Annotated in this window: 26 protein-coding genes; 18 read left to right on the top strand and 8 right to left on the bottom strand. The window is 52.4% G+C overall.

The annotated features are described in order from the left end of the window. Window positions 1-38 precede the first annotated feature (38 nt). The 5 genes from dacA to lipA all read left to right on the top strand — a co-directional run bounded on the left by dacA (window position 39) and on the right by lipA (window position 4,791). The gene (gene dacA / locus AOY24_RS03100) at window positions 39-1,250 is read left to right on the top strand and encodes a D-alanyl-D-alanine carboxypeptidase DacA (protein ID WP_043001427.1); all 1,212 of its coding nucleotides are present in this window, start codon (window positions 39-41) and stop codon (window positions 1,248-1,250) included. A gap of 107 nt (window positions 1,251-1,357) precedes the next feature. Further along, entirely contained in the window at window positions 1,358-1,621 is a 264-nt protein-coding gene (gene ybeD, locus AOY24_RS03095; RefSeq protein ID WP_042320704.1) for a DUF493 family protein YbeD, read from the top strand. Between the two features lie 102 nt (window positions 1,622-1,723). Beyond that, complete coding sequence (gene lipB, locus AOY24_RS03090) at window positions 1,724-2,365, top strand: lipoyl(octanoyl) transferase LipB (RefSeq protein ID WP_054176130.1); 642 nt, start codon at window positions 1,724-1,726, stop codon at window positions 2,363-2,365. A 298-nt stretch (window positions 2,366-2,663) separates the two neighbouring features. Next, window positions 2,664-3,617, top strand: a complete 954-nt coding sequence (locus AOY24_RS03085) for a YbeF family transcriptional regulator (RefSeq protein ID WP_054176129.1) — start codon at window positions 2,664-2,666, stop codon at window positions 3,615-3,617. A gap of 208 nt (window positions 3,618-3,825) precedes the next feature. Next, on the top strand, window positions 3,826-4,791 hold the full coding sequence (gene lipA, locus AOY24_RS03080) for a lipoyl synthase (protein WP_042320707.1): 966 nt from the start codon (window positions 3,826-3,828) through the stop codon (window positions 4,789-4,791). A 97-nt stretch (window positions 4,792-4,888) separates the two neighbouring features. Here the strand turns inward: lipA and tatE are convergent, their stop codons facing one another. Both tatE and AOY24_RS03070 read right to left on the bottom strand, forming a co-directional pair. Then, the gene (tatE, locus tag AOY24_RS03075; RefSeq protein WP_043001430.1) at window positions 4,889-5,092 is read right to left on the bottom strand and encodes a twin-arginine translocase subunit TatE; all 204 of its coding nucleotides are present in this window, start codon (window positions 5,090-5,092) and stop codon (window positions 4,889-4,891) included. Window positions 5,093-5,221: 129 nt separating this feature from the next. Further along, window positions 5,222-6,010, bottom strand: a complete 789-nt coding sequence (locus AOY24_RS03070) for a deaminated glutathione amidase (RefSeq protein ID WP_054176128.1) — start codon at window positions 6,008-6,010, stop codon at window positions 5,222-5,224. 90 nt (window positions 6,011-6,100) lie between these two features. Here AOY24_RS03070 and crcB point away from each other — a divergent pair, with 90 nt between their 5' ends. Then, on the top strand, window positions 6,101-6,484 hold the full coding sequence (gene crcB, locus AOY24_RS03065) for a fluoride efflux transporter CrcB (protein WP_043001432.1): 384 nt from the start codon (window positions 6,101-6,103) through the stop codon (window positions 6,482-6,484). 53 nt (window positions 6,485-6,537) lie between these two features. Here the strand turns inward: crcB and cspE are convergent, their stop codons facing one another. Both cspE and pagP read right to left on the bottom strand, forming a co-directional pair. Continuing rightward, window positions 6,538-6,747 (bottom strand): transcription antiterminator/RNA stability regulator CspE, encoded by a 210-nt coding sequence (cspE, locus tag AOY24_RS03060; protein WP_000034826.1) that lies wholly within the window; start codon window positions 6,745-6,747, stop codon window positions 6,538-6,540. Window positions 6,748-6,920: 173 nt separating this feature from the next. Next, complete coding sequence (gene pagP, locus AOY24_RS03055; protein ID WP_043001433.1) at window positions 6,921-7,499, bottom strand: lipid IV(A) palmitoyltransferase PagP; 579 nt, start codon at window positions 7,497-7,499, stop codon at window positions 6,921-6,923. A 446-nt stretch (window positions 7,500-7,945) separates the two neighbouring features. Between pagP and dcuC the strand changes: the two genes are divergently transcribed. Next, window positions 7,946-9,331 (top strand): anaerobic C4-dicarboxylate transporter DcuC, encoded by a 1,386-nt coding sequence (gene dcuC / locus AOY24_RS03050; protein ID WP_043001434.1) that lies wholly within the window; start codon window positions 7,946-7,948, stop codon window positions 9,329-9,331. 56 nt (window positions 9,332-9,387) lie between these two features. Here the strand turns inward: dcuC and dpiA are convergent, their stop codons facing one another. Both dpiA and dpiB read right to left on the bottom strand, forming a co-directional pair. Further along, window positions 9,388-10,065, bottom strand: coding sequence for a two-component response regulator DpiA (gene dpiA, locus AOY24_RS03045; protein ID WP_043001435.1), 678 nt, complete (start codon window positions 10,063-10,065; stop codon window positions 9,388-9,390). Further along, window positions 10,034-11,695, bottom strand: a complete 1,662-nt coding sequence (gene dpiB / locus AOY24_RS03040) for a sensor histidine kinase DpiB (protein WP_043001436.1) — start codon at window positions 11,693-11,695, stop codon at window positions 10,034-10,036. Before dpiB ends, dpiA begins: the two co-directional genes overlap by 32 nt. 389 nt (window positions 11,696-12,084) lie before the next feature. Here dpiB and citC point away from each other — a divergent pair, with 389 nt between their 5' ends. The 8 genes from citC to rna all read left to right on the top strand — a co-directional run bounded on the left by citC (window position 12,085) and on the right by rna (window position 19,744). Next, window positions 12,085-13,161, top strand: a complete 1,077-nt coding sequence (gene citC, locus AOY24_RS03035; RefSeq protein ID WP_043001437.1) for a [citrate (pro-3S)-lyase] ligase — start codon at window positions 12,085-12,087, stop codon at window positions 13,159-13,161. Beyond that, a complete protein-coding gene (citD, locus tag AOY24_RS03030) occupies window positions 13,158-13,454 on the top strand; it encodes a citrate lyase acyl carrier protein (RefSeq protein WP_043001438.1) in 297 nt (98 codons plus the stop codon). Before citC ends, citD begins: the two co-directional genes overlap by 4 nt. Continuing rightward, the gene (gene citE, locus AOY24_RS03025) at window positions 13,451-14,359 is read left to right on the top strand and encodes a citrate (pro-3S)-lyase subunit beta (protein WP_054176127.1); all 909 of its coding nucleotides are present in this window, start codon (window positions 13,451-13,453) and stop codon (window positions 14,357-14,359) included. Before citD ends, citE begins: the two co-directional genes overlap by 4 nt. Window positions 14,360-14,369: 10 nt before the next feature. Continuing rightward, window positions 14,370-15,902 carry a citrate lyase subunit alpha gene (gene citF, locus AOY24_RS03020; RefSeq protein ID WP_054176126.1) on the top strand — a complete coding sequence of 511 codons (1,533 nt, stop codon included), beginning with the start codon at window positions 14,370-14,372 and terminating at the stop codon, window positions 15,900-15,902. 3 nt (window positions 15,903-15,905) lie between these two features. After that, window positions 15,906-16,457 (top strand): citrate lyase holo-[acyl-carrier protein] synthase, encoded by a 552-nt coding sequence (citX, locus tag AOY24_RS03015; RefSeq protein ID WP_043001441.1) that lies wholly within the window; start codon window positions 15,906-15,908, stop codon window positions 16,455-16,457. Next, window positions 16,429-17,337, top strand: a complete 909-nt coding sequence (gene citG / locus AOY24_RS03010; protein WP_054176125.1) for a triphosphoribosyl-dephospho-CoA synthase CitG — start codon at window positions 16,429-16,431, stop codon at window positions 17,335-17,337. Before citX ends, citG begins: the two co-directional genes overlap by 29 nt. A gap of 25 nt (window positions 17,338-17,362) precedes the next feature. Further along, on the top strand, window positions 17,363-18,826 hold the full coding sequence (gene citT, locus AOY24_RS03005; RefSeq protein WP_054176124.1) for a citrate/succinate antiporter CitT: 1,464 nt from the start codon (window positions 17,363-17,365) through the stop codon (window positions 18,824-18,826). Window positions 18,827-18,937: 111 nt separating this feature from the next. Next, a complete protein-coding gene (gene rna, locus AOY24_RS03000; RefSeq protein ID WP_054176123.1) occupies window positions 18,938-19,744 on the top strand; it encodes a ribonuclease I in 807 nt (268 codons plus the stop codon). 38 nt (window positions 19,745-19,782) lie between these two features. On the opposite strand, the gene AOY24_RS02995 is transcribed toward rna, so the two are convergent. Both AOY24_RS02995 and AOY24_RS02990 read right to left on the bottom strand, forming a co-directional pair. After that, window positions 19,783-20,406 carry a flavin reductase family protein gene (locus tag AOY24_RS02995; RefSeq protein ID WP_054176122.1) on the bottom strand — a complete coding sequence of 208 codons (624 nt, stop codon included), beginning with the start codon at window positions 20,404-20,406 and terminating at the stop codon, window positions 19,783-19,785. Between the two features lie 96 nt (window positions 20,407-20,502). Next, window positions 20,503-21,339, bottom strand: a complete 837-nt coding sequence (locus AOY24_RS02990; protein ID WP_054176121.1) for an alpha/beta fold hydrolase — start codon at window positions 21,337-21,339, stop codon at window positions 20,503-20,505. Window positions 21,340-21,613: 274 nt separating this feature from the next. On the opposite strand from AOY24_RS02990, the gene rnk reads away from it, so the two are divergent. The 3 genes from rnk (at window position 21,614) to uspG (ending at window position 22,800) form a co-directional block, all read left to right on the top strand. Next, window positions 21,614-22,024 carry a nucleoside diphosphate kinase regulator gene (rnk, locus tag AOY24_RS02985; RefSeq protein ID WP_054176120.1) on the top strand — a complete coding sequence of 137 codons (411 nt, stop codon included), beginning with the start codon at window positions 21,614-21,616 and terminating at the stop codon, window positions 22,022-22,024. Window positions 22,025-22,171: 147 nt separating this feature from the next. Next, complete coding sequence (gene yldA, locus AOY24_RS25565) at window positions 22,172-22,261, top strand: small membrane protein YldA (protein ID WP_272482625.1); 90 nt, start codon at window positions 22,172-22,174, stop codon at window positions 22,259-22,261. Window positions 22,262-22,371: 110 nt separating this feature from the next. Further along, the gene (gene uspG / locus AOY24_RS02975) at window positions 22,372-22,800 is read left to right on the top strand and encodes a universal stress protein UspG (RefSeq protein WP_043001448.1); all 429 of its coding nucleotides are present in this window, start codon (window positions 22,372-22,374) and stop codon (window positions 22,798-22,800) included. Window positions 22,801-22,857 lie beyond the last annotated feature (57 nt).

Below are 22,857 nucleotides of genomic sequence, written 5' to 3'. Positions count from 1 at the left end.
CTTTTTTTAATTCCATCACGGACGTCGTAGTTCAGACCATGAAGACCACTTTTTCCGCTCGTTTCCTGCAGCGCATGGCGCTCACCACGGCTCTTTGTACAGCCGCTATTTCAGGCGCGCATGCCGATGACCTGAATATCAAAACCATGATCCCGGGTGTTCCGCAGATCGACGCGGAGTCTTACATCCTCATTGACTATAACTCCGGTAAAGTGCTGGCGGAACAAAACGCCGATACGCGTCGCGACCCGGCCAGTCTGACCAAAATGATGACCAGTTACGTTATCGGTCAGGCAATGAAAGCGGGCAAATTTAAAGAAACGGATCTGGTCACTATCGGTAATGATGCCTGGGCCACGGGTAATCCGGTCTTTAAAGGCTCATCGCTGATGTTCCTGAAGCCAGGCATGCAGGTTCCGGTATCGCAACTGATTCGCGGGATTAACCTGCAGTCTGGTAATGACGCCTGCGTCGCGATGGCTGACTTTGCGGCGGGCAGTCAGGATGCGTTTGTCGGTCTGATGAACAGCTATGTGAATGCGCTGGGTCTGAAAAATACCCATTTCCAGACGGTTCACGGTCTGGATGCCGACGGTCAGTACAGTTCCGCTCGTGATATGGCGCTGATTGGACAAGCGCTAATCCGCGACGTTCCTAACGAATATTCCGTCTATAAAGAGAAAGAGTTCACCTTTAACGGCATCCGTCAGTTGAACCGTAACGGTTTGCTGTGGGACAACAGCCTGAAAGTAGATGGCATCAAGACTGGTCATACCGATAAAGCAGGCTACAACCTGGTGGCCTCGGCGACCGAAGGTCAGATGCGTTTGATCTCCGCGGTCATGGGCGGGCGTACCTATAAAGGACGTGAAACGGAAAGCAAAAAACTGCTGACCTGGGGTTTCCGTTTCTTCGAAACGGTTAACCCGCTGAAAGCAGGCAAAGAATTCGCCTCTGAACCGTCCTGGTTTGGTGATACCGATCGCGCCTCCTTAGGGGTTGATAAAGATGTGTATCTGACCATTCCGCGTGGCCGTATGAAAGACCTGAAAGCCAGCTATGTACTGAACAGCACGGAGCTGCATGCGCCGCTGCAGAAAAATCAGGTGGTCGGTACCATCAACTTCCAGCTTGACGGTAAAACCATTGAGCAGCGCCCTCTGGTCGTGCTGCAGGAAATCCCGGAAGGTAACTTCTTCAGCAAAATCATTGATTACATTAAGTTAATGTTCCATCACTGGTTTGGTTAAAAATTGAACACTTGAAAGTGTGATTTCCATCCCCATATACTAAGCATCAGTAAAACTCCCGCCCTCTGGCGGGAGTTGTTATTTATTTACGTTACGCCGGAGCTGACATGAAAACCAAACTTAACGAACTGCTTGAATTCCCTACTCCTTTTACTTACAAAGTTATGGGGCAGGCGTTACCTGAGCTGGTTGAACAGGTGGTTGAAGTGGTACAGCGCCATGCGCCAGGTGATTACTCTCCGACGGTAAAACCCAGCAGCAAAGGCAATTACCACTCGGTCTCGATTACCATCAACGCGACCCATATTGAGCAGGTTGAAACGCTGTACGAAGAACTCGGTAACATCGAAATCGTCCGTATGGTTCTGTAATACAGGTTCGGGCCCCGACCATGTTCGGGCGCCCACCTCGCCTCCTCTTCACTGTGATATACTTCTCTCCCCCATTGATTACTTCTCTACGGAGATGCTGTTTTGTCTCAGGATAAAATACTGGTCCGCCAGCTCGGTCTTCAACCCTACGAACCCGTCTCCCAGGCCATGCACGACTTTACCAACACCCGCGATGAACAGACTCCCGATGAAATCTGGCTGGTTGAGCACTATCCGGTTTTCACCCAGGGTCAGGCAGGGAAAGCGGAACATGTTTTAATGCCCGGCGATATTCCGGTCATTCAAAGCGATCGCGGTGGGCAGGTCACTTACCATGGGCCAGGTCAACAGGTTATGTACGTTTTGTTGAACCTGAAGCGACGTAAACTGGGCGTGCGGGAATTGGTCACGTTGCTGGAACAGACTGTCGTGAATACTCTGGCTGAACTGGATATTGACGCTCACCCGCGTGCAGATGCCCCTGGCGTTTATGTCGGTGAAAAGAAAATATGTTCCCTCGGTTTGCGTATTCGTCGCGGTTGCTCATTCCATGGACTGGCATTAAACGTTAATATGGATCTCTCGCCTTTCTTACGAATTAATCCCTGCGGTTATGCCGGCATGGAAATGGCAAAAATATCTCAATGGGATAGCCAGGCCACGACAGATAATATCCGACCACGATTATTAGCCAATATTTTAGCACTGCTAAATAATCCCCCTTACGAATATATTTCCGCTTAACTTATTGAATGCAATGGCCCAAAAAATCGGGGGCCATTGTCACCCTTCCGGCTCAAATGCTTTACAATGTCTCCTGGTTTCTATATTTTCTGTTTGTCTTAGTTTGAATTTTTAACGAGTTTTCTCCGTCATAAAAAACGACGTAGGATTTTTCTTTATACGAACGTTAAACCTTCAATCCATTGCTATAAAAAGGTTATCGATACCGCGAGATGAACAATAGTGGTGCAAAACGCATGCTTACAACAAATACAAGCATCACTATTATTTATAAAGTGAATTAAATTGGAGTTAGAACGTGAGTGAAAATAGTAAGCCGAAAGGACATTTCTACGAACACCGACCCGAAGATAAGCCGCAAATTTTCAGAACGCTGAGAAATATAGACCTGAACCTGCTGACTATTTTTGAAGCCGTTTATGTTCATAAAGGAATCGTCAACGCCGCGAAAGTTCTCAATCTGACTCCTTCAGCGATCAGCCAGTCCATTCAGAAACTGCGCACAATATTTCCCGATCCCCTGTTTATTCGAAAAGGCCAGGGCGTGACGCCCACGACTTATGCCACCCATCTGCATGAGTATATCAGCCAGGGGCTGGAATCCATTCTCGGCGCGCTGGATCTCACCGGCAGCTACGATAAACAACGGACGATAACTATCGGGACCACTCCGTCTATCGGCGCGCTGGTCATGCCGACAATTTATCACGCCATCAAAACGAGCCATCCACAACTGCATCTGCGTAACATTCCCGTCCATGATGCCGAAACGCAACTCAGTCAGTTTCAGAGTGATTTGATTATTGATAACCACATCTACAGCAACCGCGCAGTAGAGAACCATGTTCTGTTTTCTGACAAAATCGAACTGGTCTGCCGCCAGAATCACCCTTCCCTGACGCGTACCCTGACCCCTGAAGCCCTCGATGACGCTGAACATAGTCTGCTGATGATCGAAGGACAAAGCTTCACGCTCCTGCGCCAACGTATCCAGGAATTGTTCCCCGATCGGCAAATCAGCTTTAGCAGCTACAATATTTTCACGCTGGCATCACTCATTGCTCACAGCGATCTGGTGGGTATTATGCCCACGCGCTTCTTCACGCTGTTCAGCCACTGCTGGCCGCTTCAGCGGATCCCCCATCCATCCCTGAACCATGAGAAAATCGACTTCTCACTGCACTACAACAAGCTGAGCTTACGCGATCCGGTACTGGAGAACGTCATCGCAGTGATCCGCGACGCCTTCTGAAAAAGAAATGTTGCGACCCGGTCAAAACTGATGCCAGGCAAATGGCACAAAACAACAACTATTTTACATTTTGCCGGTCACTCAGGCTGCTTTCAGGCCCGTTTAAATGATATACTGCGTGTAGTGAATTCAAAAATAGTTGATAAATACAACATTCCCTTGAATCAAAACGCTTTCCCTCGTTATTCGCAACTGGAACACGCACGCTATGAGTAAACCCATTGTGATGGAACGCGGTGTTAAATACCGCGATGCCGATAAGATGGCCCTTATCCCGGTCAAAAATGTGGCAACAGAGCGCGAAGCCCTGCTGCGCAAGCCGGAATGGATGAAAATTAAGCTTCCAGCGGACTCCACTCGTATCCAGGGCATCAAAGCAGCAATGCGTAAGAATGGCCTGCATTCTGTTTGTGAAGAAGCCTCTTGCCCAAACCTGGCGGAGTGTTTCAACCACGGTACCGCCACGTTTATGATCCTCGGCGCTATTTGTACCCGTCGCTGCCCGTTCTGTGATGTGGCCCACGGCCGCCCTGTGGCGCCGGACGCCAACGAACCGGTTAAGCTGGCACAAACGATTGCCGACATGGCCCTGCGCTATGTCGTTATCACCTCAGTTGACCGTGATGACCTGCGTGACGGTGGCGCTCAGCACTTTGCCGATTGCATTACCGCTATTCGTGAGAAAAGTCCTACGATAAAGATTGAAACGCTGGTCCCCGACTTCCGCGGTCGTATGGATCGTGCCCTGGAGATTCTGACCGCCACTCCGCCGGACGTTTTCAACCATAACCTTGAGAACGTGCCGCGCATTTATCGTCAGGTTCGCCCGGGCGCTGACTACAACTGGTCGCTCAAATTACTGGAACGCTTTAAAGAAGCGCATCCGGAGATCCCGACCAAATCCGGTCTGATGGTGGGTCTCGGTGAGACGAATGCGGAAATCATTGAAGTGATGCGCGATCTGCGTCGTCACGGCGTGACTATGCTGACGCTGGGACAGTATTTGCAGCCGAGCCGTCACCACCTGCCCGTTCAGCGCTATGTCAGCCCGGACGAATTTGAAGAGATGAAAGCAGAAGCCATGGCGATGGGCTTTACCCATGCGGCCTGCGGACCGTTCGTCCGTTCGTCTTACCATGCTGACCTGCAGGCGAAAGGGATGGAAGTGAAGTAATTTCGAAATAAATACTTACATTTCGCCTATAAAAAACCCGCTTAATCGCGGGTTTTTTCTCATCAGGGTAAAACGGACAGGCGTTTAGCTCCGGGTATTACTCTTTATGAGAGAGTTTCTCAGCCTGAATGCTGCCGTCTGCGTCTTTTTTCGCGCCCGCATCTTCATCATTCATTGCTTTCTTGAAACCCTTAATCGCCGTGCCCAGGTCTCCACCCAGTGTACGTAACTTCTTGGTACCAAACAGCAGAACGACCAGTGCGGCCACCACCAGCAATTTGGTAATACTAATCTCACCCATAGATACCTTCTTAACTTAAAACAGGCAGCGTAGCGCGCCCTTAGTAACCTGAGAATATTAACGGTCATTTGACGCGCGCACACAATAGCAATCTGTAACAAGGTGAATCAAGCAGTGTTTAAAAAAACGTCATAATAATTGCGGTGGCACAAATCTGCGGTTGCGTAATACCGGTAATTGCGCCCGCACCTGGCGAATTCGCTCAGCGGTGATCTCCGCCATGATAAGCGTCGGGACGTCTGCCGCAGCCGAAATCGTCACCCCAAGGGGATCGATAATACGACTCTGCCCGATATTTTTGTTACCACACTCCCCTGCGGCAATCATATAGCAGGTGGTATCGAGCGCGCGGGCAGCCAGTAGTGTCGACCAGTGATGTTCCTTCAGCGCCCCTCTGACCCATGCCGCCGGTAGCACCAGCACTTCAGCGCCCTGCAACGCAAGCGCCATCGACAGTTCAGGAAAACGCAGATCGTAGCAGGTCATCAGCCCCACTCTGAGTCCATCCACGTCAAGCAGCGGTGCGATTACGTTACCCGCATCAACATTGCGGGACTCCTGAATGGAGAAAGCATCATAGAGGTGTAGCTTGGCGTAGCTTGCCACAATTTTCCCCCCACGCAGCGCCACCAGCGTGTTTACCGCACGACCGGGACGCGAAGGAACGTGAACAGTGAGAATAGTGGTCATCGTATTCGACGCGCTTTCCCGCAACAGTTGTATCAGGAAATCCCCCTCGAGAGACTGGGCGGATTTCACCGACAGGTCGGGATCCGTATCGTCTCGCGCCAGTAATGCCTCAGGCAGAACCAGCAATGACGCGCCGTTTCCCGCCGCCTGCGACATGAGCATGACGCAGGTTTCTGCGTTTTTTTCCCACACAGGACTGACGGCAAATTGCCCTGCAGCAACTAGCATAATTCCTCCGGTCAGGTTTATCAGGCTCGCCAACGATGATTATTCAGCGTTACACTTATCTTATATACCAACCAAAGGCAGGATTATGCAGTGTTACAACTTCTTTTAGCGGTTTTTATTGGCGGTGGCACAGGAAGTGTAGCGAGATGGATGCTCAGTATGCGGTTTAACCCCATGCATCAGGCGATTCCGATAGGAACCCTGACCGCAAATTTACTGGGTGCATTCATCATTGGTGTGGGACTGGCATGGTTTAGTCGAATGACTAATATCGATCCAGTATGGAAAGTCTTGATCACAACCGGCTTTTGTGGCGGCCTGACAACCTTCTCTACCTTTTCGGCGGAAGTGGTCTTTTTGCTGCAGGAAGGTCGGGTGGGCTGGGCAATGCTGAATGTGTTGGTCAACCTGTTGGGATCATTTGCGATGACGGCGTTAGCATTCTGGCTATTTTCCGCCTCCAGCGCGCACTAAAGACCAAAAAAAACCCGCTAATAAGCGGGTTTTGAAATCTTGCTGACGTAAGCTTACAGAGCAGTTACGTTTGCAGCAGAAGGGCCTTTGGCACCGTTAGTGATTTCGAACTCTACACGCTGACCTTCAGCCAGAGTTTTAAAACCATTGGTCTGGATTGCAGAGAAGTGTACGAACACGTCTTTGCTGCCATCTTCCGGAGTAATGAAACCGAATCCTTTGGACTCATTAAACCACTTAACGTTACCTTTAATCTTAGACATCAAAATTACCTTTACATGAAAAATAGACACAAATGCTGTGTCGGGTACCAGTACACCAATTGTGGTTCACTTTGTCCAGTCGAACTTTGGCAAAAAGTGATAAATGTCGCGTTATTTTTTGATATAAGCTTATATCACTTTGTTTTATATGAAATTTATTGCCATTAATTGGTTCAGAACTGAAAACGCATCCACGCAAAGTATACGTTACCGTTGTTATAAGTACCGGGGATATAGGTCATCTGAAACGTTGCCGGACCGTAACCGATGGAAGCCAGCGGCAGCAGGACAGGAAGAGGAATGTAGTTCCAGTTATCACGCGCCGTCACACCGGCGGTAAAACCTAACCCCAGGTGGAAATTGTCATCCGGCAGAGGTCGCCAGGTGCTCTCCCAGCCATAACCACCGATCGGCTCCCATTTATTCCATGAATCTTTGAAAGCCATGATATAAAGGCCGTGCCAGTTTCCCTTTTCATCCCAGCGCGACTGGCCAAAACCACCGCCCCACGGACGCTCGTTATAACGATCGGTTTTTTCTTTGTCATAGGCAAAACGCGCATGCCAGGTTATCGCGGGAATATATAAATCATAATGCTCAGGTTGCTGCCAGGTTTCGGCAACATTGTCTGTAAAGGTATTAAACCACCCTTTTTCTTCTGCCACTGCACGCGGCAGCATCGCTAACTGAATAAAAAGAAATGAAAAAAGGAGAAAATATTTTTTAGCTGTACTCACAACGTTTATTACCATTCTTAAGTTCAGTCTTGATTATACCAAAAATAACTTGAATGAAACCTTAACAGCGGCAATGCTGACCTGAATCAGATTGTTCTAAGATTTTGAATGCTGCAATTAAACCCTATCTTTTGTAGTATTATTTATCGCTGAATTATCAGTCAGATATTGTATGCTTTTCACTCTCTTACGTTGAAAGCACTCTTTCGCCGCCACTCATTAACAGCAACGCTGCATAAACAAAACAAAAATGAAACAATAAGGAATTTTCCTGGAGACTGGAAAATAAAAGATTTCACCTTCATCACGGCAACGAAAAAAATAGCCGCCGACCGACGGTTAATCGTTCTGTTTATTGATTTTAATCAGCAAGTAGCAAACACTTATTCGGCACATTTTTACACCAACTTATTGGTATTATCTTAATTTCACTTCTGGGTGTCTACGCGACAGGGGAAACAATGTTGACATTTATCGAACTCCTTATTGGAGTTGTGGTTATTGTGGGTGTAGCGCGCTACATCATTAAAGGGTATTCGGCAACCGGCGTGCTCTTTGTTGGCGGTCTGGTGCTGCTGATTATCAGCGCCCTGATGGGCCATAAAGTGCTGCCTTCCAGCGAGACCACGACGGGTTATTCCGCGACGGATATCGTTGAATACATCAAGATCCTGCTGATGAGCCGTGGTGGCGACCTTGGCATGATGATCATGATGCTCTGCGGATTTGCCGCTTATATGACCCACATCGGCGCGAACGATATGGTCGTGAAACTGGCGTCGAAGCCTTTGCAGTACATCAATTCACCTTATTTGTTGATGATTGCCGCCTATTTTGTTGCCTGTCTGATGTCCCTGGCAGTGTCATCCGCTACCGGACTCGGCGTATTGTTGATGGCGACGCTTTTCCCGATCATGGTCAACGTAGGAATCAGCCGCGGTGCCGCGGCGGCCATTTGCGCCTCGCCTGCCGCAATTATCCTTTCCCCTACCTCCGGTGACGTCGTGCTGGCTGCCAAAGCAGCCGAAATGCCACTGATCGATTTTGCCTTTAAAACCACACTGCCGATCTCCATTGCGGCAATCATCGGGATGGCGATAGCCCACTATTTCTGGCAACGTTATCTGGATAAAAAAGAGAACGCGGCCCACGAAATGCTGGACGTAAATGAAATCACCACCACGGCACCGGCGTTCTACGCCATTCTGCCATTTACGCCGATTATCGGAGTGCTGATTTTTGATGGTAAGTGGGGACCGCAATTGCACATCATTACGATTCTGGTACTCTGTATGCTTATTGCGGCAGTGCTGGAGTTCGTCCGGGGTTTCAACACCCAGAAAGTGTATTCAGGTCTGGAAGTGGCGTATCGCGGTATGGCCGATGCGTTTGCGAACGTGGTGATGCTGTTAGTTGCGGCGGGTGTTTTCGCACAGGGTCTGAGCACGATTGGCTTCATCCAGAGCCTGATCTCCATCGCCACTTCGTTTGGCTCAGCGAGCATCATTTTGATGCTGGTACTGGTGATTCTGACCATGCTGGCAGCGATGACCACCGGTTCCGGTAACGCGCCGTTCTACGCTTTCGTGGAAATGATTCCTAAGCTGGCACAATCATCGGGTATCAACCCGGCGTATCTGTCGATTCCGATGCTACAGGCATCCAACCTGGGCCGTACGATCTCCCCGGTCTCCGGCGTGGTCGTGGCGGTAGCCGGGATGGCAAAAATCTCGCCTTTTGAAGTGGTAAAACGCACCTCCGTACCGGTCATGGTCGGGCTGTTGATCGTTATCATTGCGACCGAAGTGATGGTGCCGGGTACCTCTTCCGCAGTAACGGGAGGCTGATTCAGAACCCTTGCCGGATGAGGGCGCGCTATGTCTCATCCGGCCATACGCCGCCATTAACCGTGGTAAATTCGCTGCGGTCTCCCCACCTTGCCGTGCACAATTTCCGCAATAACTAAATGCCGACTGGCACAATATTCGAGGTACCGTCTGGCGGTCGTACGGCTGATGGTCAGCGCCTGCGCGACGGTTTCGGCGGTGTGCTGTACCTGAGGATCAGCAAACAGCTTTTTAACCGCATTCAACGTTAACGCATCAATCCCGGTGGGCAGCTCATCTTTCGGCTCGCCTCGCGCATAGGCATTAAACATCTCATCAATTTGTCGCTGACTGGCGCTGTCGTTTTCTGCCAGCATCCGTCTGCGCTGTTGGTAACGGGTGAGCGTCTGCCCCAGACGCTCATAGGCGATAGGTTTGATCAAATAATCAAACGCCCCGCTGCGTACCGCGTCGGCCACCGTTTCCATATCGCTGGCCGCCGTGGTAAAAACCACCCCGCCGGGATAATGCGACGCCGTCAGCTCATGCAGCAGCGTGATCCCCTTCCCGTCCGGAAGGTAGTTATCCAGTAAAATGAGGCCCGGTTTAAACCGTTCAATCATCATTCTCGCCTGCGCCAGATTACCGGCTAACCAGATCTGATTAAAACCGGGAATATGGCGGATGTACTCTGCATGCATCTCGGCAAGCAGCATTTCATCTTCAACGATTAATAGGGTTAATGGTTCCGTCATTGTTCTTTTTCACTTTCGGAATAAAAAGAGAGAATAAGGTGCCGCAGGGATCGTTATCTTCCAGAGTAATCGTTCCACCACAGCGCCCCACATAACTTGCAATCAGATACAGTCCGATGCCGTGCTCACCCGGCTCATCGGAACGGGTGCTTACACCCTGTTCGAATATTTTTTCACGCAGTGCCTCAGGGACGCCGCATCCCTGGTCGGCCACTTCTATCACCACATCATCGCCTTCATCGCTCAGATACAGTTCCACGACCTTATTCCCCTGCTCGGTACGCAAACTGGCGTCAAACGCGTTGTCGAGAAGATTTCCGACAATCGCCGCAAATTCGGTACTGTCCAGCCCTTCCGGCAACTGCTGAAGCTGACTGCCAGGAACGATCGTCATTTTGAGCCCCAGTTCGCGCGCGCGCTGAACCTTACCAAACAGCAGGCCCGCCACCTGGCGATCGGCAAACGCCTCGCGCAGGCTGTCAATCAACTGTTGCTGCGCCTGCGATTCCCCCTGCACCATCTCCCTGACCCGATCGTACTCTTTCATTTGCAGCAGGCCATTGAGCGTTGACATCCAGTTTAGATGCTCATGGCGCAACGTTCGCAGACTCTCCACATATTGCTTAATCTGTGTCAGTTGCGCGTTCAGGGTGGCGATCTCATCTTTGCTGCGAAAGCTGATAATCGCGCCCAGTAACTCATCCCCTGAACGGATCGCCTCACGGTTGGCAATAACGCTCAGACCATTGAAGTTGACCATCGCGTCCACACGCCTTTCGGCAATCTGTTCGGTAAAGAAATCGGATGGGTTAACCACCTCATGAATCGGTTTGCCCAACCATTGTCGACCTGGCGAACGCAGGCCGAGCATCTTTCTCGCACTACGGTTAATGGCCGTAATATAGCCGTCGGGATCCACGGCAATCAGCCCTTCATAAACAGAACTGAACAGCGCTTCCTGCTGACGAACTACCCGGGCAATTTGCTTCGGTTCCATCCCCATCATCTGACGGCGAATATGAGCGGCAAAAAACCAGGAAAGCAACATCAGTACCACCAGCAGCAAAACAAACACGCCGGCCATCGGTAGAATGAAGTCCAGCCGCCAGCTGTCAATTTTGCTGACCAGATAACCGATGGAGACCACGCCAATAACGTTGCCGTCATCATCAAAAATTGGCGTTTTCGCCCGCATTGCCAGGCCGATGGAGCCCGTCCCGGTAATGAAATAGCTTTCTCCCCTCTCCAGCGCGCCAGGCTTGGTAAACTGCATCGGGTAGCCAATTTTCTCCGGGTTAGGATGATAAAGCCGGATAGAGTGACTATCGCCGATCACCACATAGTCAAAATCAGTATCGCTCTGCAGTTTTCCGGCAATGGTTGCCAGCCGTTTGTAATCGCGATCCTTCACCGCCGCAATGATGCTGTCGTTGGCGGCAATAATCTTCGCCTGGTTCATCGCCATATCGCGAACGTGCGTACTCAAGTAATCTTCAAAGCTCGCGGAAAAATACTGTGCCAGCGCGGCAATAATGAACACCGAAAAAACGAGAATAAGCAGAAAAATGCGCAACGGAAATGCCAGTCGGCGAAAAAAAGAAAACGGCTTTTTATTTTTTTGAACCAACATGACGGTTCCTTAATGGGCATAATTCGGTAAAAGCCGCCAGCATATGTAATGAAATTGTTTTATACAGACAGGCAGCAAATAAAGACAATCGTTACAGATTCACCACATTAAATCAATTAAGTCATTTAACACCACGTCACAATCTGTAATAAGAATAATTAAAAAACTTAAAACCATTAAACTCATAAAAACCATCTAAGTGTTTGTGAAATAAATCAAAATTTACCTCGAAAATACTCCTTACGATGTATGCATTCCGGAAAAAAAGAAATAGGCCGTTGCAAAATCGTCTTTTCCCCGGAATGAAAACAAAACGTTATAAAATCGTATTTCCGTACAACATACATACAAAACCGGCAACAACAATATATCTTCAGGACTTATCCACTATGTTTGGTAATAATGTGTTCACGCGCGTCAAACGCTCAGAAAATATAAAGATGGCGGCGATCACGCAATTCCTGAAAGAAAATGATCTGAGCGTCGATACCACCGTTGAGGTTTTTATTACCGTGACTCGTGATGAAAAACTCATCGCCTGCGGCGGTATCGCCGGAAATATCATCAAGTGTGTGGCCATTAGTGAATCGGTACGCGGCGAGGGGTTAGCGCTCACGCTGGCGACAGAACTTATCAATCTCGCCTACGAAAGGCACTGCACGCATCTCTTCATTTATACCAAAACTGAGTATGAATCGTTGTTCCGCCAGTGCGGATTTTCAACGCTGACCCGCGTTCCCGGCATCATGGTGCTAATGGAAAACAGCACCACACGTCTGAAACGCTATGCAGAGTCATTAAGCAAACTGCGTCATGACGGCAAGAAAATCGGCTGCATCGTGATGAATGCCAATCCGTTCACCAATGGACACCGCTATTTAATCCAACAGGCGGCAGCGCAGTGCGACTGGCTTCATCTGTTCCTGGTGAAAGAAGATACCTCCCGTTTCCCGTATGAGGACCGACTCGACCTGGTGCTCAAAGGCACCGCAGACATACCGCACCTCACCGTTCATCGCGGGTCGGAATACATCATTTCGCGCGCCACGTTCCCGTGTTACTTCATTAAAGAACAAAGCGTCATCAACCATTGCTACACCGAAATCGATTTAAAAATTTTTCGTCAGTATCTGGCACCTGCGCTGGGGATCACCCATCGCTTTGTCGGTACGGAACCGTTTTGCGGCGTAACCGCCCAGTATAACCACGACATGCGTTTCTGGCTGGAAACGCCGACTCTTCCCGCCCCGCCCATTGAACTGGTGGAAATCGAGCGACTGTGTTTCCAGGGGACGCCGATCTCTGCGTCTCTGGTGCGCAAACTGCTCGTGAAAAAAGATCTCACGGCTATCGCGTCGCTGGTGCCTTCAGCCACTTTGCACTACCTGCAAAGCATGCCTGAGCGCACACCCGCTCACGCGACAGTCCGCCAAAAGACCCCCGCATTAGTAACAGGTGAAAAATGAAAATAAACCAGGCTGCCGTCGCAGGCACACTTGAGTCCGGTGATGTGATGATACGCATCGCCCCTCTCGATACGCAGGAGATTGACCTGCAGATCAACAGCAGCGTTGAGAAACAGTTTGGCGAGGCCATTCGCGCCACCATTCTGGATGTTCTGACGCAGTATGACGTGCGCGGCGTGCAATTGAATGTCGATGATAAAGGCGCACTGGACTGCATTTTACGTGCACGACTGGAAGCATTACTGGCGCGCGCCAGCGGTATCCCGGCCCTGCCCTGGGAGGATCGCCAATGATTTCCGCTTCTCTGCAACAGCGCAAAACGCGCACTCGCCGCAGCATGCTGTTTGTTCCCGGCGCCAATGCCGCGATGGTCAGCAACTCGTTTATCTATCCGGCAGATGCCCTGATGTTTGACCTGGAAGACTCCGTCGCGCTGCGTGAAAAAGACACCGCTCGTCGTCTGGTCTACCACGCACTGCAGCATCCGCTGTATCGCGACGTCGAAACCATCGTGCGCGTTAACGCACTGGATTCCGAATGGGGAATCAACGATCTGGAAGCCGTCGTTCGCGGCGGCGCTGACGTAGTTCGTCTGCCGAAAACCGATACCGCTCAGGATGTTATCGATATCGAAAGCGAAATTCTGCGCATTGAAAAAGCCTGCGGTCGCGAGCCGGGCAGCACGGGTCTGCTGGCCGCCATCGAGTCACCGTTAGGCATCACTCGCGCCATGGAAATCGCCCACGCCTCTGAACGTCTGATCGGGATCGCGCTGGGCGCGGAAGACTATGTACGCAACCTGCGCACGGAACGTTCGCCGGAGGGGACTGAATTACTGTTTGCCCGTTGTTCTATTTTGCAGGCCGCGCGCTCTGCCGGGATTCAGGCCTTCGATACCGTCTATTCCGATGCCAACAACGAAGCGGGCTTCCTGCACGAAGCCGCCCACATCAAACAGCTGGGTTTTGACGGCAAATCGCTGATCAACCCGCGCCAGATTGACCTGCTGCACAACCTGTATGCCCCGACGCAAAAAGAAGTGACGCACGCGCGTCTGGTCGTGGAAGCCGCAGAAGCCGCCGCCCGTGAAGGCCTCGGGGTGGTCTCCCTGAACGGCAAGATGGTCGACAGCCCGGTGATCGAGCGCGCACGTCTGGTGCTCTCCCGTGCAGAACTTTCCGGCATCCGCGAAGAATAAGGCAAAAACAATGACCCAGAAAAACGAACAGTCTCAACGACAGGAACGGGTAGCAGCCTGGAGCCGCCTGGCTGAAAGCGACCTTTCCACCTATACCAGCGCCGCAAAGCAGGCCTTGCAGGAACAGAAACCGCGCGACCAGAAACTGTGCGCCAGCCTGGAAGAGGCAATCCGCCGTTCCGGTTTGCAGGATGGCATGACTATCTCCTTCCACCATGCGTTTCGCGGCGGCGACCTGACCATTAACCTGGTGATGGCAACCCTCGCCAGCATGGGATTTAAAAACCTGACGCTAGCTTCCAGCTCCCTGAGCGATTGCCACGCGCCGCTGGTCGACCATATCCGTAACGGCGTCGTTAACCGTATTTACACTTCCGGTCTCCGCGGACCGCTGGCAGAAGAGATCTCTCGCGGCCTGCTCGCCGAACCCGTTCAGGTTCACTCCCACGGCGGCCGCGTGCATCTGGTTCAGAGCGGCGAACTTAACATTGATGTGGCCTTCCTCGGCGTCCCGTCCTGCGATCCGTTCGGTAACGCTAACGGCTACACCGGTAAAGCCTGCTGCGGTTCACTCGGCTATGCCCGCGTTGACGCTGAAAGCGCTAAACAGGTGGTGCTACTGACGGAACAACTGCTGCCTTATCCGCACAACCCGGCCAGCATTACCCAGGATCAGGTTGATCTGATCGTCCAGATAGACCAGGTCGGCGATGCCGATAAAATCGGAGCAGACGCCACCCGAATGACCACCAACCCGCGCGAACTGCTGATTGCCCGCAGCGCGGCAGAGGTCATCGCCCACTCCGGCTATTTCAAAGAAGGTTTTTCACTGCAAACCGGTACTGGCGGCGCCTCACTGGCAGTCACGCGCTTTTTGGAAGACAAAATGCGTCGCCGCGATATCCGCGCAGACTTCGCGCTGGGCGGTATCACGGCCACCATCGTCGATCTGCATGAAAAAGGGTTGATTCGCAAACTGCTGGACGTACAGAGCTTCGACCGCAATGCCGCAGAGTCACTGGCGCGCAACCCGAATCACATTGAAATCAGCGCGAACCAGTATGCCAACTGGGGTTCAAAAGGCGCCTCCGTTGACCGTCTGGATGTGGTCGTGCTGAGTGCGCTGGAAGTCGACACCCAGTTTAACGTCAACGTGCTGACCGGTTCTGACGGCGTCATTCGCGGCGCGTCCGGCGGACACTGCGATACCGCCGTCGCCGCTGCGTTGTCAATCATCGTCGCACCGCTGGTGCGGGGTCGCATTCCGACGCTGGTGGATAACGTGTTGACCTGCGTCACGCCGGGTTCCAGCGTCGATATTCTGGTTACCGATCATGGTATTGCGGTTAACCCGGCACGTCAGGAACTGGCGGAACGCCTGAAAGAAGCCGGGATGAAGGTGGTCTCCATCGAGTGGCTGCGTGAACGTGCGCAACAGCTCACTGGTGAACCCCGTCCCATCGAATTCACCGACCGTGTGATTGCCGTGGTGCGCTATCGCGACGGTTCAGTGATCGATGTTGTTCATCAGGTGAAGGAATAAGCCATGCACCTGCTCCCTGAACAGGCCACCCGCCACGCCGTTTCAATTCCCGAGCTGCTCGTCAGCCGGGATGCGCGACAAGCACGGCAACACGTCTGGCTAGCGCGCCATCCCATTCCACTGGTCTCCTTTACCGTGGTAGCGCCTGGCCCGATTAAAGACAGCGAGCTCACCCGTCGCCTCTTTAATCATGGCGTGACTGCGCTGCGTACGCTGGCGGCACAGGCGGACTGGCATATCAGGGAGCAGGCTGCACTGGCCTCAGCCAGCGGGCCGGAAGGCATGCTCTCGATTGAGGCACCGGCCCGTGACATCAAGCTCGCGACCATTGAGCTCGAACATACCCATCCTCTGGGACGTTTGTGGGACATCGATGTGCTCACACCCGGAGGCGACATTCTCTCCCGCCGTCATTTCGCCCTTCCCGCCCGCCGCTGCCTGCTGTGCGAGCAGAGCGCTGCCGAATGCGCGCGTGGGAAAACTCACACGCTCTCCGATCTGATCGCCCACATGGAGGCGCTGCTGCATGCTGCCGATTCCCAATATGCCCGTTGAAACGACCGCTCTTCCTCGTACGCTGTTTGACGCATACGGCCATCTGGCGTGGCGTGCAATGCTGACGGAAGTCAATCTGTCGCCAAAACCCGGGCTGGTCGATCGTCTGAACTGCGGCGCGCATAAAGACATGTCGCTGACGGATTTTCATCGCAGCGCGCTGGCGATTCAGGCCTGGCTTCCGCGTTTTATTGAATACGGTGCATGCAGTGCGCAGATGCCGGCCGATGCCGTATTAACCGGCTTACGCCCGTTAGGTATGGCCTGTGAAGGGGACATGTTTCGCGCCACCGCGGGTGTGAACACCCATAAAGGCAGCATTTTTTCTCTCGGTCTGCTGTGTGCCGCCATTGGTCGACTACATCAACAGCAGCAGCCCATCACCCCGGAAACGATCTGTACCACCGCCGCCCACTTTTGCCGCGGCCTGACCGAGCGCGAACTGCGCAACAACAACCAACAACTCACGGCAGGCCAGCGACTTTATCAGCAACTTGGGTTAACCGGCGCACGTGGCGAAGCCGAAGCGGGATATCCGTTAGTCATCCGCCATGCGCTTCCGCACTATCGCGACCTGTTAGCCGAGGGACGCGATCCCGAGCTGGCGCTGCTGGACACCTTACTCCTGCTGATTGCGCGCAACGGCGATACCAACGTGGCCTCGCGCGGCGGTGCGGCAGGACTGCGCTGGATACAGCAGCAGGCAAACGCATTGTTACAACAAGGGGGCATCCGAACCCCCGCCGATCTCGATCATCTGCATCAGTTCGACAGCCACTGCATTGAACGCAATCTCAGCCCTGGCGGCAGTGCCGACCTGCTGATCGTCACGTGGTTTTTAGCCCAGATTTCTCAAGTTAAACATTTACACAATTATTGAAAAGATCCTTTCCGGAGAATCACTTATGTCTTTATCGAAAGATAGTATATGGAAGTTGTTGGCTCCCCTGGTCGTCATGGGTGTCATGTTTCTTATCCCTGTCCCGGACGGCATGCCCCCGCAGGCATGGCATTACTTCGCCGTTTTCGTGGCGATGATCGTCGGTATGATCCTGGAGCCGATTCCGGCTACCGCGATCAGCTTTATCGCCGTGACCATCTGCGTCATTGGTAGCAACTACCTGCTCTTTGATGCCAAAGAGCTGGCGGACCCGGCATTCGATGCCGGTAAACAGGCGCTGAAATGGGGTCTGGCGGGGTTCTCCAGTACCACCGTCTGGCTGGTGTTCGGTGCGTTTATCTTCGCGTTGGGCTACGAAGTTACGGGGCTTGGCCGTCGTATCGCGCTGTTCCTGGTGAAATTCATGGGCAAACGCACCCTGACGCTGGGCTATGCGATTGTCATCATCGATATTATGCTGGCGCCGTTTACGCCATCTAACACCGCCCGTACCGGGGGCACCGTGTTCCCGGTAATCAAAAACCTGCCGCCGCTGTTTAAATCGTTCCCGAACGATCCGTCCGCACGTCGTATCGGCGGTTACCTGATGTGGATGATGGTCATCAGTACCAGTCTGAGTTCTTCGATGTTCGTTACGGGTGCTGCGCCAAACGTACTGGGTCTGGAATTTGTCAGCAAAATCGCCGGTGTGCAGATTAGCTGGCTGCAGTGGTTCCTGGGCTTCCTGCCGGTCGGTATCATTTTGCTGATCGTTGCGCCGTGGCTCTCGTATGTTCTCTACAAGCCTGAAATCACACACAGTGCGGAAGTCGCCGCGTGGGCGGGTGACGAACTCAAAACTATGGGTACCTTGACGCGTAAAGAGTGGACGCTGATCGGTCTGGTTCTGTTGAGCTTAGGGTTATGGGTCTTTGGCGGTGAAATGATCGACGCCACCGCCGTCGGTTTGTTAGCCGTTTCACTGATGCTGGCGCTGCATGTGGTGCCGTGGAAAGACATTACCAAATACAACAGCGCCTGGAACACGCTGGTGAACCTTGCCACCCTCGTGGTCATGGCAAACGGTTTAACCCGCTCCGGTTTTATTGACTGGTTCGCCAGTACTATGAGCACCCATCTGGAAGGGTTCTCGCCTAACGCGACGGTAATTGTGCTGGTGCTGGTGTTCTACTTTGCCCACTACCTGTTTGCCAGCCTGTCGGCGCACACGGCTACCATGCTGCCGGTGATTCTGGCGGTCGGTAAAGGAATCCCAGGCGTGCCGATGGAACATCTGTGTATCCTGCTGGTGCTGTCCATCGGGATCATGGGCTGTCTGACGCCTTACGCAACAGGCCCAGGGGTCATTATCTACGGCTGCGGCTATGTTAAATCCAAAGACTACTGGCGTCTTGGCGCCATCTTCGGGGTGATTTACATTGCGATGCTGTTGCTGGTTGGCTGGCCGATTCTGGCGATGTGGAACTAGTTCTGACGTAAAACACTGAATGGATCAAGGCCCGCAGGGTAAAGACACCTCGCGGGCTTTTTTTATGGTTAAATAGATACTATTCAGATTTTATATAAGTTCAGAATCATCATGAAACCGACCTGGCAAAAATGGGTGTGGCTCGCCGCCCCACTCCTCCCCCTTTCTACCGCAACCGCCAACGAATTACAGGCAACGCAGTACGGTGACTTTGACCGTTATGTGCTGGCGCTCTCCTGGCAGACAGGCTTCTGTCAGAGCCAGCACGATCGGGACCGCCGTGAACCTGACGAGTGTCGCCTGCAAAAAGAGACCGCCAACAAAGTCGATTTTCTGACCGTTCACGGATTGTGGCCAGGATTACCGAAATCGGTCGCTTCACGCGGAGTCGATGAACGCCGCTGGATGCGCTTTGGCTGCGCCACGCGTCCGATCCCTAACCTGCCGGAAGCTCGTGCCAGTCGCAAATGTTCTGCGCCAGAAACAGGACTTTCGCTGGAAACCGCCGCGAAACTCAGTGACGTTATGCCAGGAGCAGGCGGACGTTCTTGCCTCGAACGCTATGAATACGCGAAACACGGCGCCTGTTTTGGCTTCGACCCGGATGCATACTTCGGCACCATGGTGCGGTTGAACAAAGAGATCAAGGCCAGCGAATTAGGGGCATTTCTGGGCGAGAATTACGGTAAGAGCGTCAGTCGCCGCGCCTTCGATGCAGCGGTGGCCCAACGCTGGGGAAAAGAGGCCGTCAAAGCAGTAAAACTGAGTTGTCACGGCAATCCGGCTTATCTGACGGAGATCCAGTTCTCGCTGAAGGCCAGTGCCATTAACGCGCCGCTCTCCGCCGACTCGTTTGCTCCGCAACCCCATCCGGGAAACTGTGGTAAGGAGTTCGTCATCGACAAAGTAGGTTACTGATCTTTTGACCCGACGTGAAATCCGCGCCGGGTCAAAAATCAACGTTTCGCACGCGCATCCGGGCGCACCAGATCAAAACGGTGCGACTCGCTGATCGCATAGTAGGCCGTAGGGCCGCCAGCACGCAGCACGGGCTGTGCTTTTGCGGTCTGGTAAATCCCCTCTTCCAACAGCGTTTCGGCAATATGAATCCCGACAACTTCACCGAGGATCAGCCAGGTTTCGATGGCTTCACCTTGCGCGGTCGTCAGTTGAATACTCTGCGACAGGCGACATTCAAAATTCACCGGGCTTTGCGCAACGCGTGGCACTTTTACCAGCCGACTTTCCGCCTTCGTCAGACCGGCAGCGAAAAATTCATCTTCGCCATGCGGCAGACTGGCAGAGGTTTCATTCATCGCGCTGGCTAATTCTCGGGTGGTCAGGTTCCAGACAAACTCTCCGGTTTCCATGATGTTACGCACGCTGTCTTTCCAGCCAGTGCTGGCAAAACCGATAATGGGCGGATGATAATTGAAACAGTTAAAGAAGCTATAAGGCGCCAGATTATCCCGGCCAGCGGTGTCCTGAGAAGCGATCCAGCCAATTGGCCTGGGGCCAACAATGGCATTCAGCGGGTCGTGCGGCAGGCCGTGTCCCTGCGAGGGTTGATAGAAATACATAGTATTCTCTGATGAATTTAACGTCGGCGAAGCACGAAATGCGCTCCGCTCATCCCCCTGATGGAAGAGGATCAGCGTAGAGCAATCCGTTAAAGATTACGACTGAATAAAGTTGAGCAGATCCTGATTTATCTGCTGCTTATGGGTGGTGCAGATGCCGTGGGAACCGCCCGCGTAGACCTTCAGTTGCGCGTCGGGCAAGATTTCCGCCGCCACTTTGCCGCAGGTTTCAAGCGGGACAATCTGATCGTCATCGCCATGAATGACCAGCGTCGGAATGGTCATTTTGCGCAAGTCTTCGCGCAGATCTGTTTCCGAGAACGCCTTGATGCAGTCGTACAGCGCTTTTATTGAGCCCTGTAATCCCTGCTCAACAAAACTCTCGCGCACGGCTTTCGACTCTTTCGCTCCCGGACGGTTATAGCCGTAGAAGGCGGCAGTGAGTTCATAGAAAAAGGCGGCACGGTCATTGACAACGCCTTCACGGATACCGTCGAACACCTCTTTTGGCACGCCGTTTGGGTTGAAATCCGTTTTCACCATGATAGGCGTCACCGCCCCAATCAATACCGCTTTCGCCACGCGCTGCGTCCCGTGTCGCCCAATATAACGCGCCACTTCGCCACCGCCCGTCGAGTGACCGACGTGCACCGCATTTTGCAGGTTCAGGTGTGCGGTCAGTTCAGCCAGATCGTCGGCATACTGATCCATCGTGTGCCCCTCCCACGGTTGCGCGGAACGTCCATGCCCGCGCCTGTCGTGGGCGATCACCCGATATCCTTTCGACCCCAGAAAAAGCATTTGATCTTCAAAGGCATCTGCCGTTAACGGCCAGCCGTGGCTGAAGACAATGGGCTGTCCACTGCGATCACCCCAGTCCTTAAAATACAGATAGCTGCCATCTTTGAGAGTAATTTTGTCGTACTGGCTCATGAGATCTCCTGTAGCGGAACGCTGAGAAAGTGACGCGCTCGCGGCGCGCGCTTAAAAAGCATAATGCAAATTTGAGAACGATCACGTTTATCGAATAAAATTCATACCAGCGATGCTTTTTTAGCTATTTACCCGAATGTGAACTAAATCACTTCAAACCCAGGGTAAGTCTCAGTATCATCGGGAGAGTTAAACCCTTGCCGCCAGACGGTGAGGGTTTTCTTTTGGGAATATTACCTGCGGCAAAACGCAGTACTGACGACATGGAGTAAAAATGTCCAGACCAACTATCATCATTAACGACCTTGATGCAGAACGCATCGATCGCTTACTGGAGCAACCCGCGTATGCAGATTTACCCATTGCCGACGCGTTAAATGCCGAGCTGGATCGTGCCCAAATGTGTTCGCCAGAGACCATGCCGCATGACGTCGTGACCATGAACAGTCGTGTTAAATTCCGCAATCTGAGCGATGGCGAAATTCGCGTGCGCACGTTGGTTTATCCTACGGCGATGACCGACAGCAGTACGCAACTTTCAGTGATGGCGCCAGTGGGAGCAGCGCTGTTGGGCGTGCGTGTGGGCGACACCATTCACTGGGAACTTCCGGGCGGCGTATCCACCCACCTCGAAGTGCTGGAGCTGGAATACCAGCCAGAAGCTGCTGGCGACTTCCTGCGTTAATCCCATCTGCATAAGCGACTTTCCGCTTTACCCAGAGGATGCACTCGCATCCTCTTTCCGGCATCTTCCGTAAAATCACCCTTTCTTCCTGGTTCGCCTTTCTCCTGACTCGTCCACACTGAATCGGTTTCATTGGCAGGTGCGGTCATGAACGATACATTCAGCATATTACTGGGATTCTTCATTATGGCGGCGATCATCGTCGGCGCCGTGCTTTACCTGGAGAATCACTGGTAGCGAATGAACAAGGAATCGCCGCACATGTGAAAAATACCCTGCAGAAAGCAGACAGAATTATTATTATATGCTTGAATGATTTAAGTATTAATTAACAGGGAGAAACGGGTATGTATAAGACAATCATTATGCCGGTTGATGTTTTTGAAATGGAACTCAGCGATAAGGCGATTCGCCACGCTGAATTTCTGGCGCAGCAGGATGGCGTCATTCATCTTTTGCATGTGCTGCCTGGTTCTGCCAGCCTGAGTCTGCATCGCTTCGCCGCCGACGTTCGTCGTTTTGAAGAACACTTACAGCATGAAGCCGAAACCCGACTGCAAACGATGGTCGGTCACTTCAGTATCGATCCTTCCCGTATTAAGCAGCATGTCCGCTTTGGCAGCGTCCGTGACGTGGTCAATGAGCTGGGTGAAGAACTGAATGCTGACGTAGTGGTCATTGGTTCACGTAATCCGTCAATTACCACACACCTGCTGGGTTCTAATGCCTCAAGTGTGGTACGTCATGCCACGCTGCCGGTACTGGTTGTGCGTTAATCATCTGATGACTGACAAAAAAAGAGGTGCCAGTCGGCACCTCTTTCATTTTGCAGG

It is taken from the genome of Citrobacter sp. CtB7.12 (assembly GCF_001297795.1).
Classification (GTDB): domain Bacteria; phylum Pseudomonadota; class Gammaproteobacteria; order Enterobacterales; family Enterobacteriaceae; genus Citrobacter_A; species Citrobacter_A amalonaticus.
The sequence above is the reverse complement of the archived record's forward strand: the minus strand, read 5'-3'. Positions and strand labels throughout refer to the sequence as shown.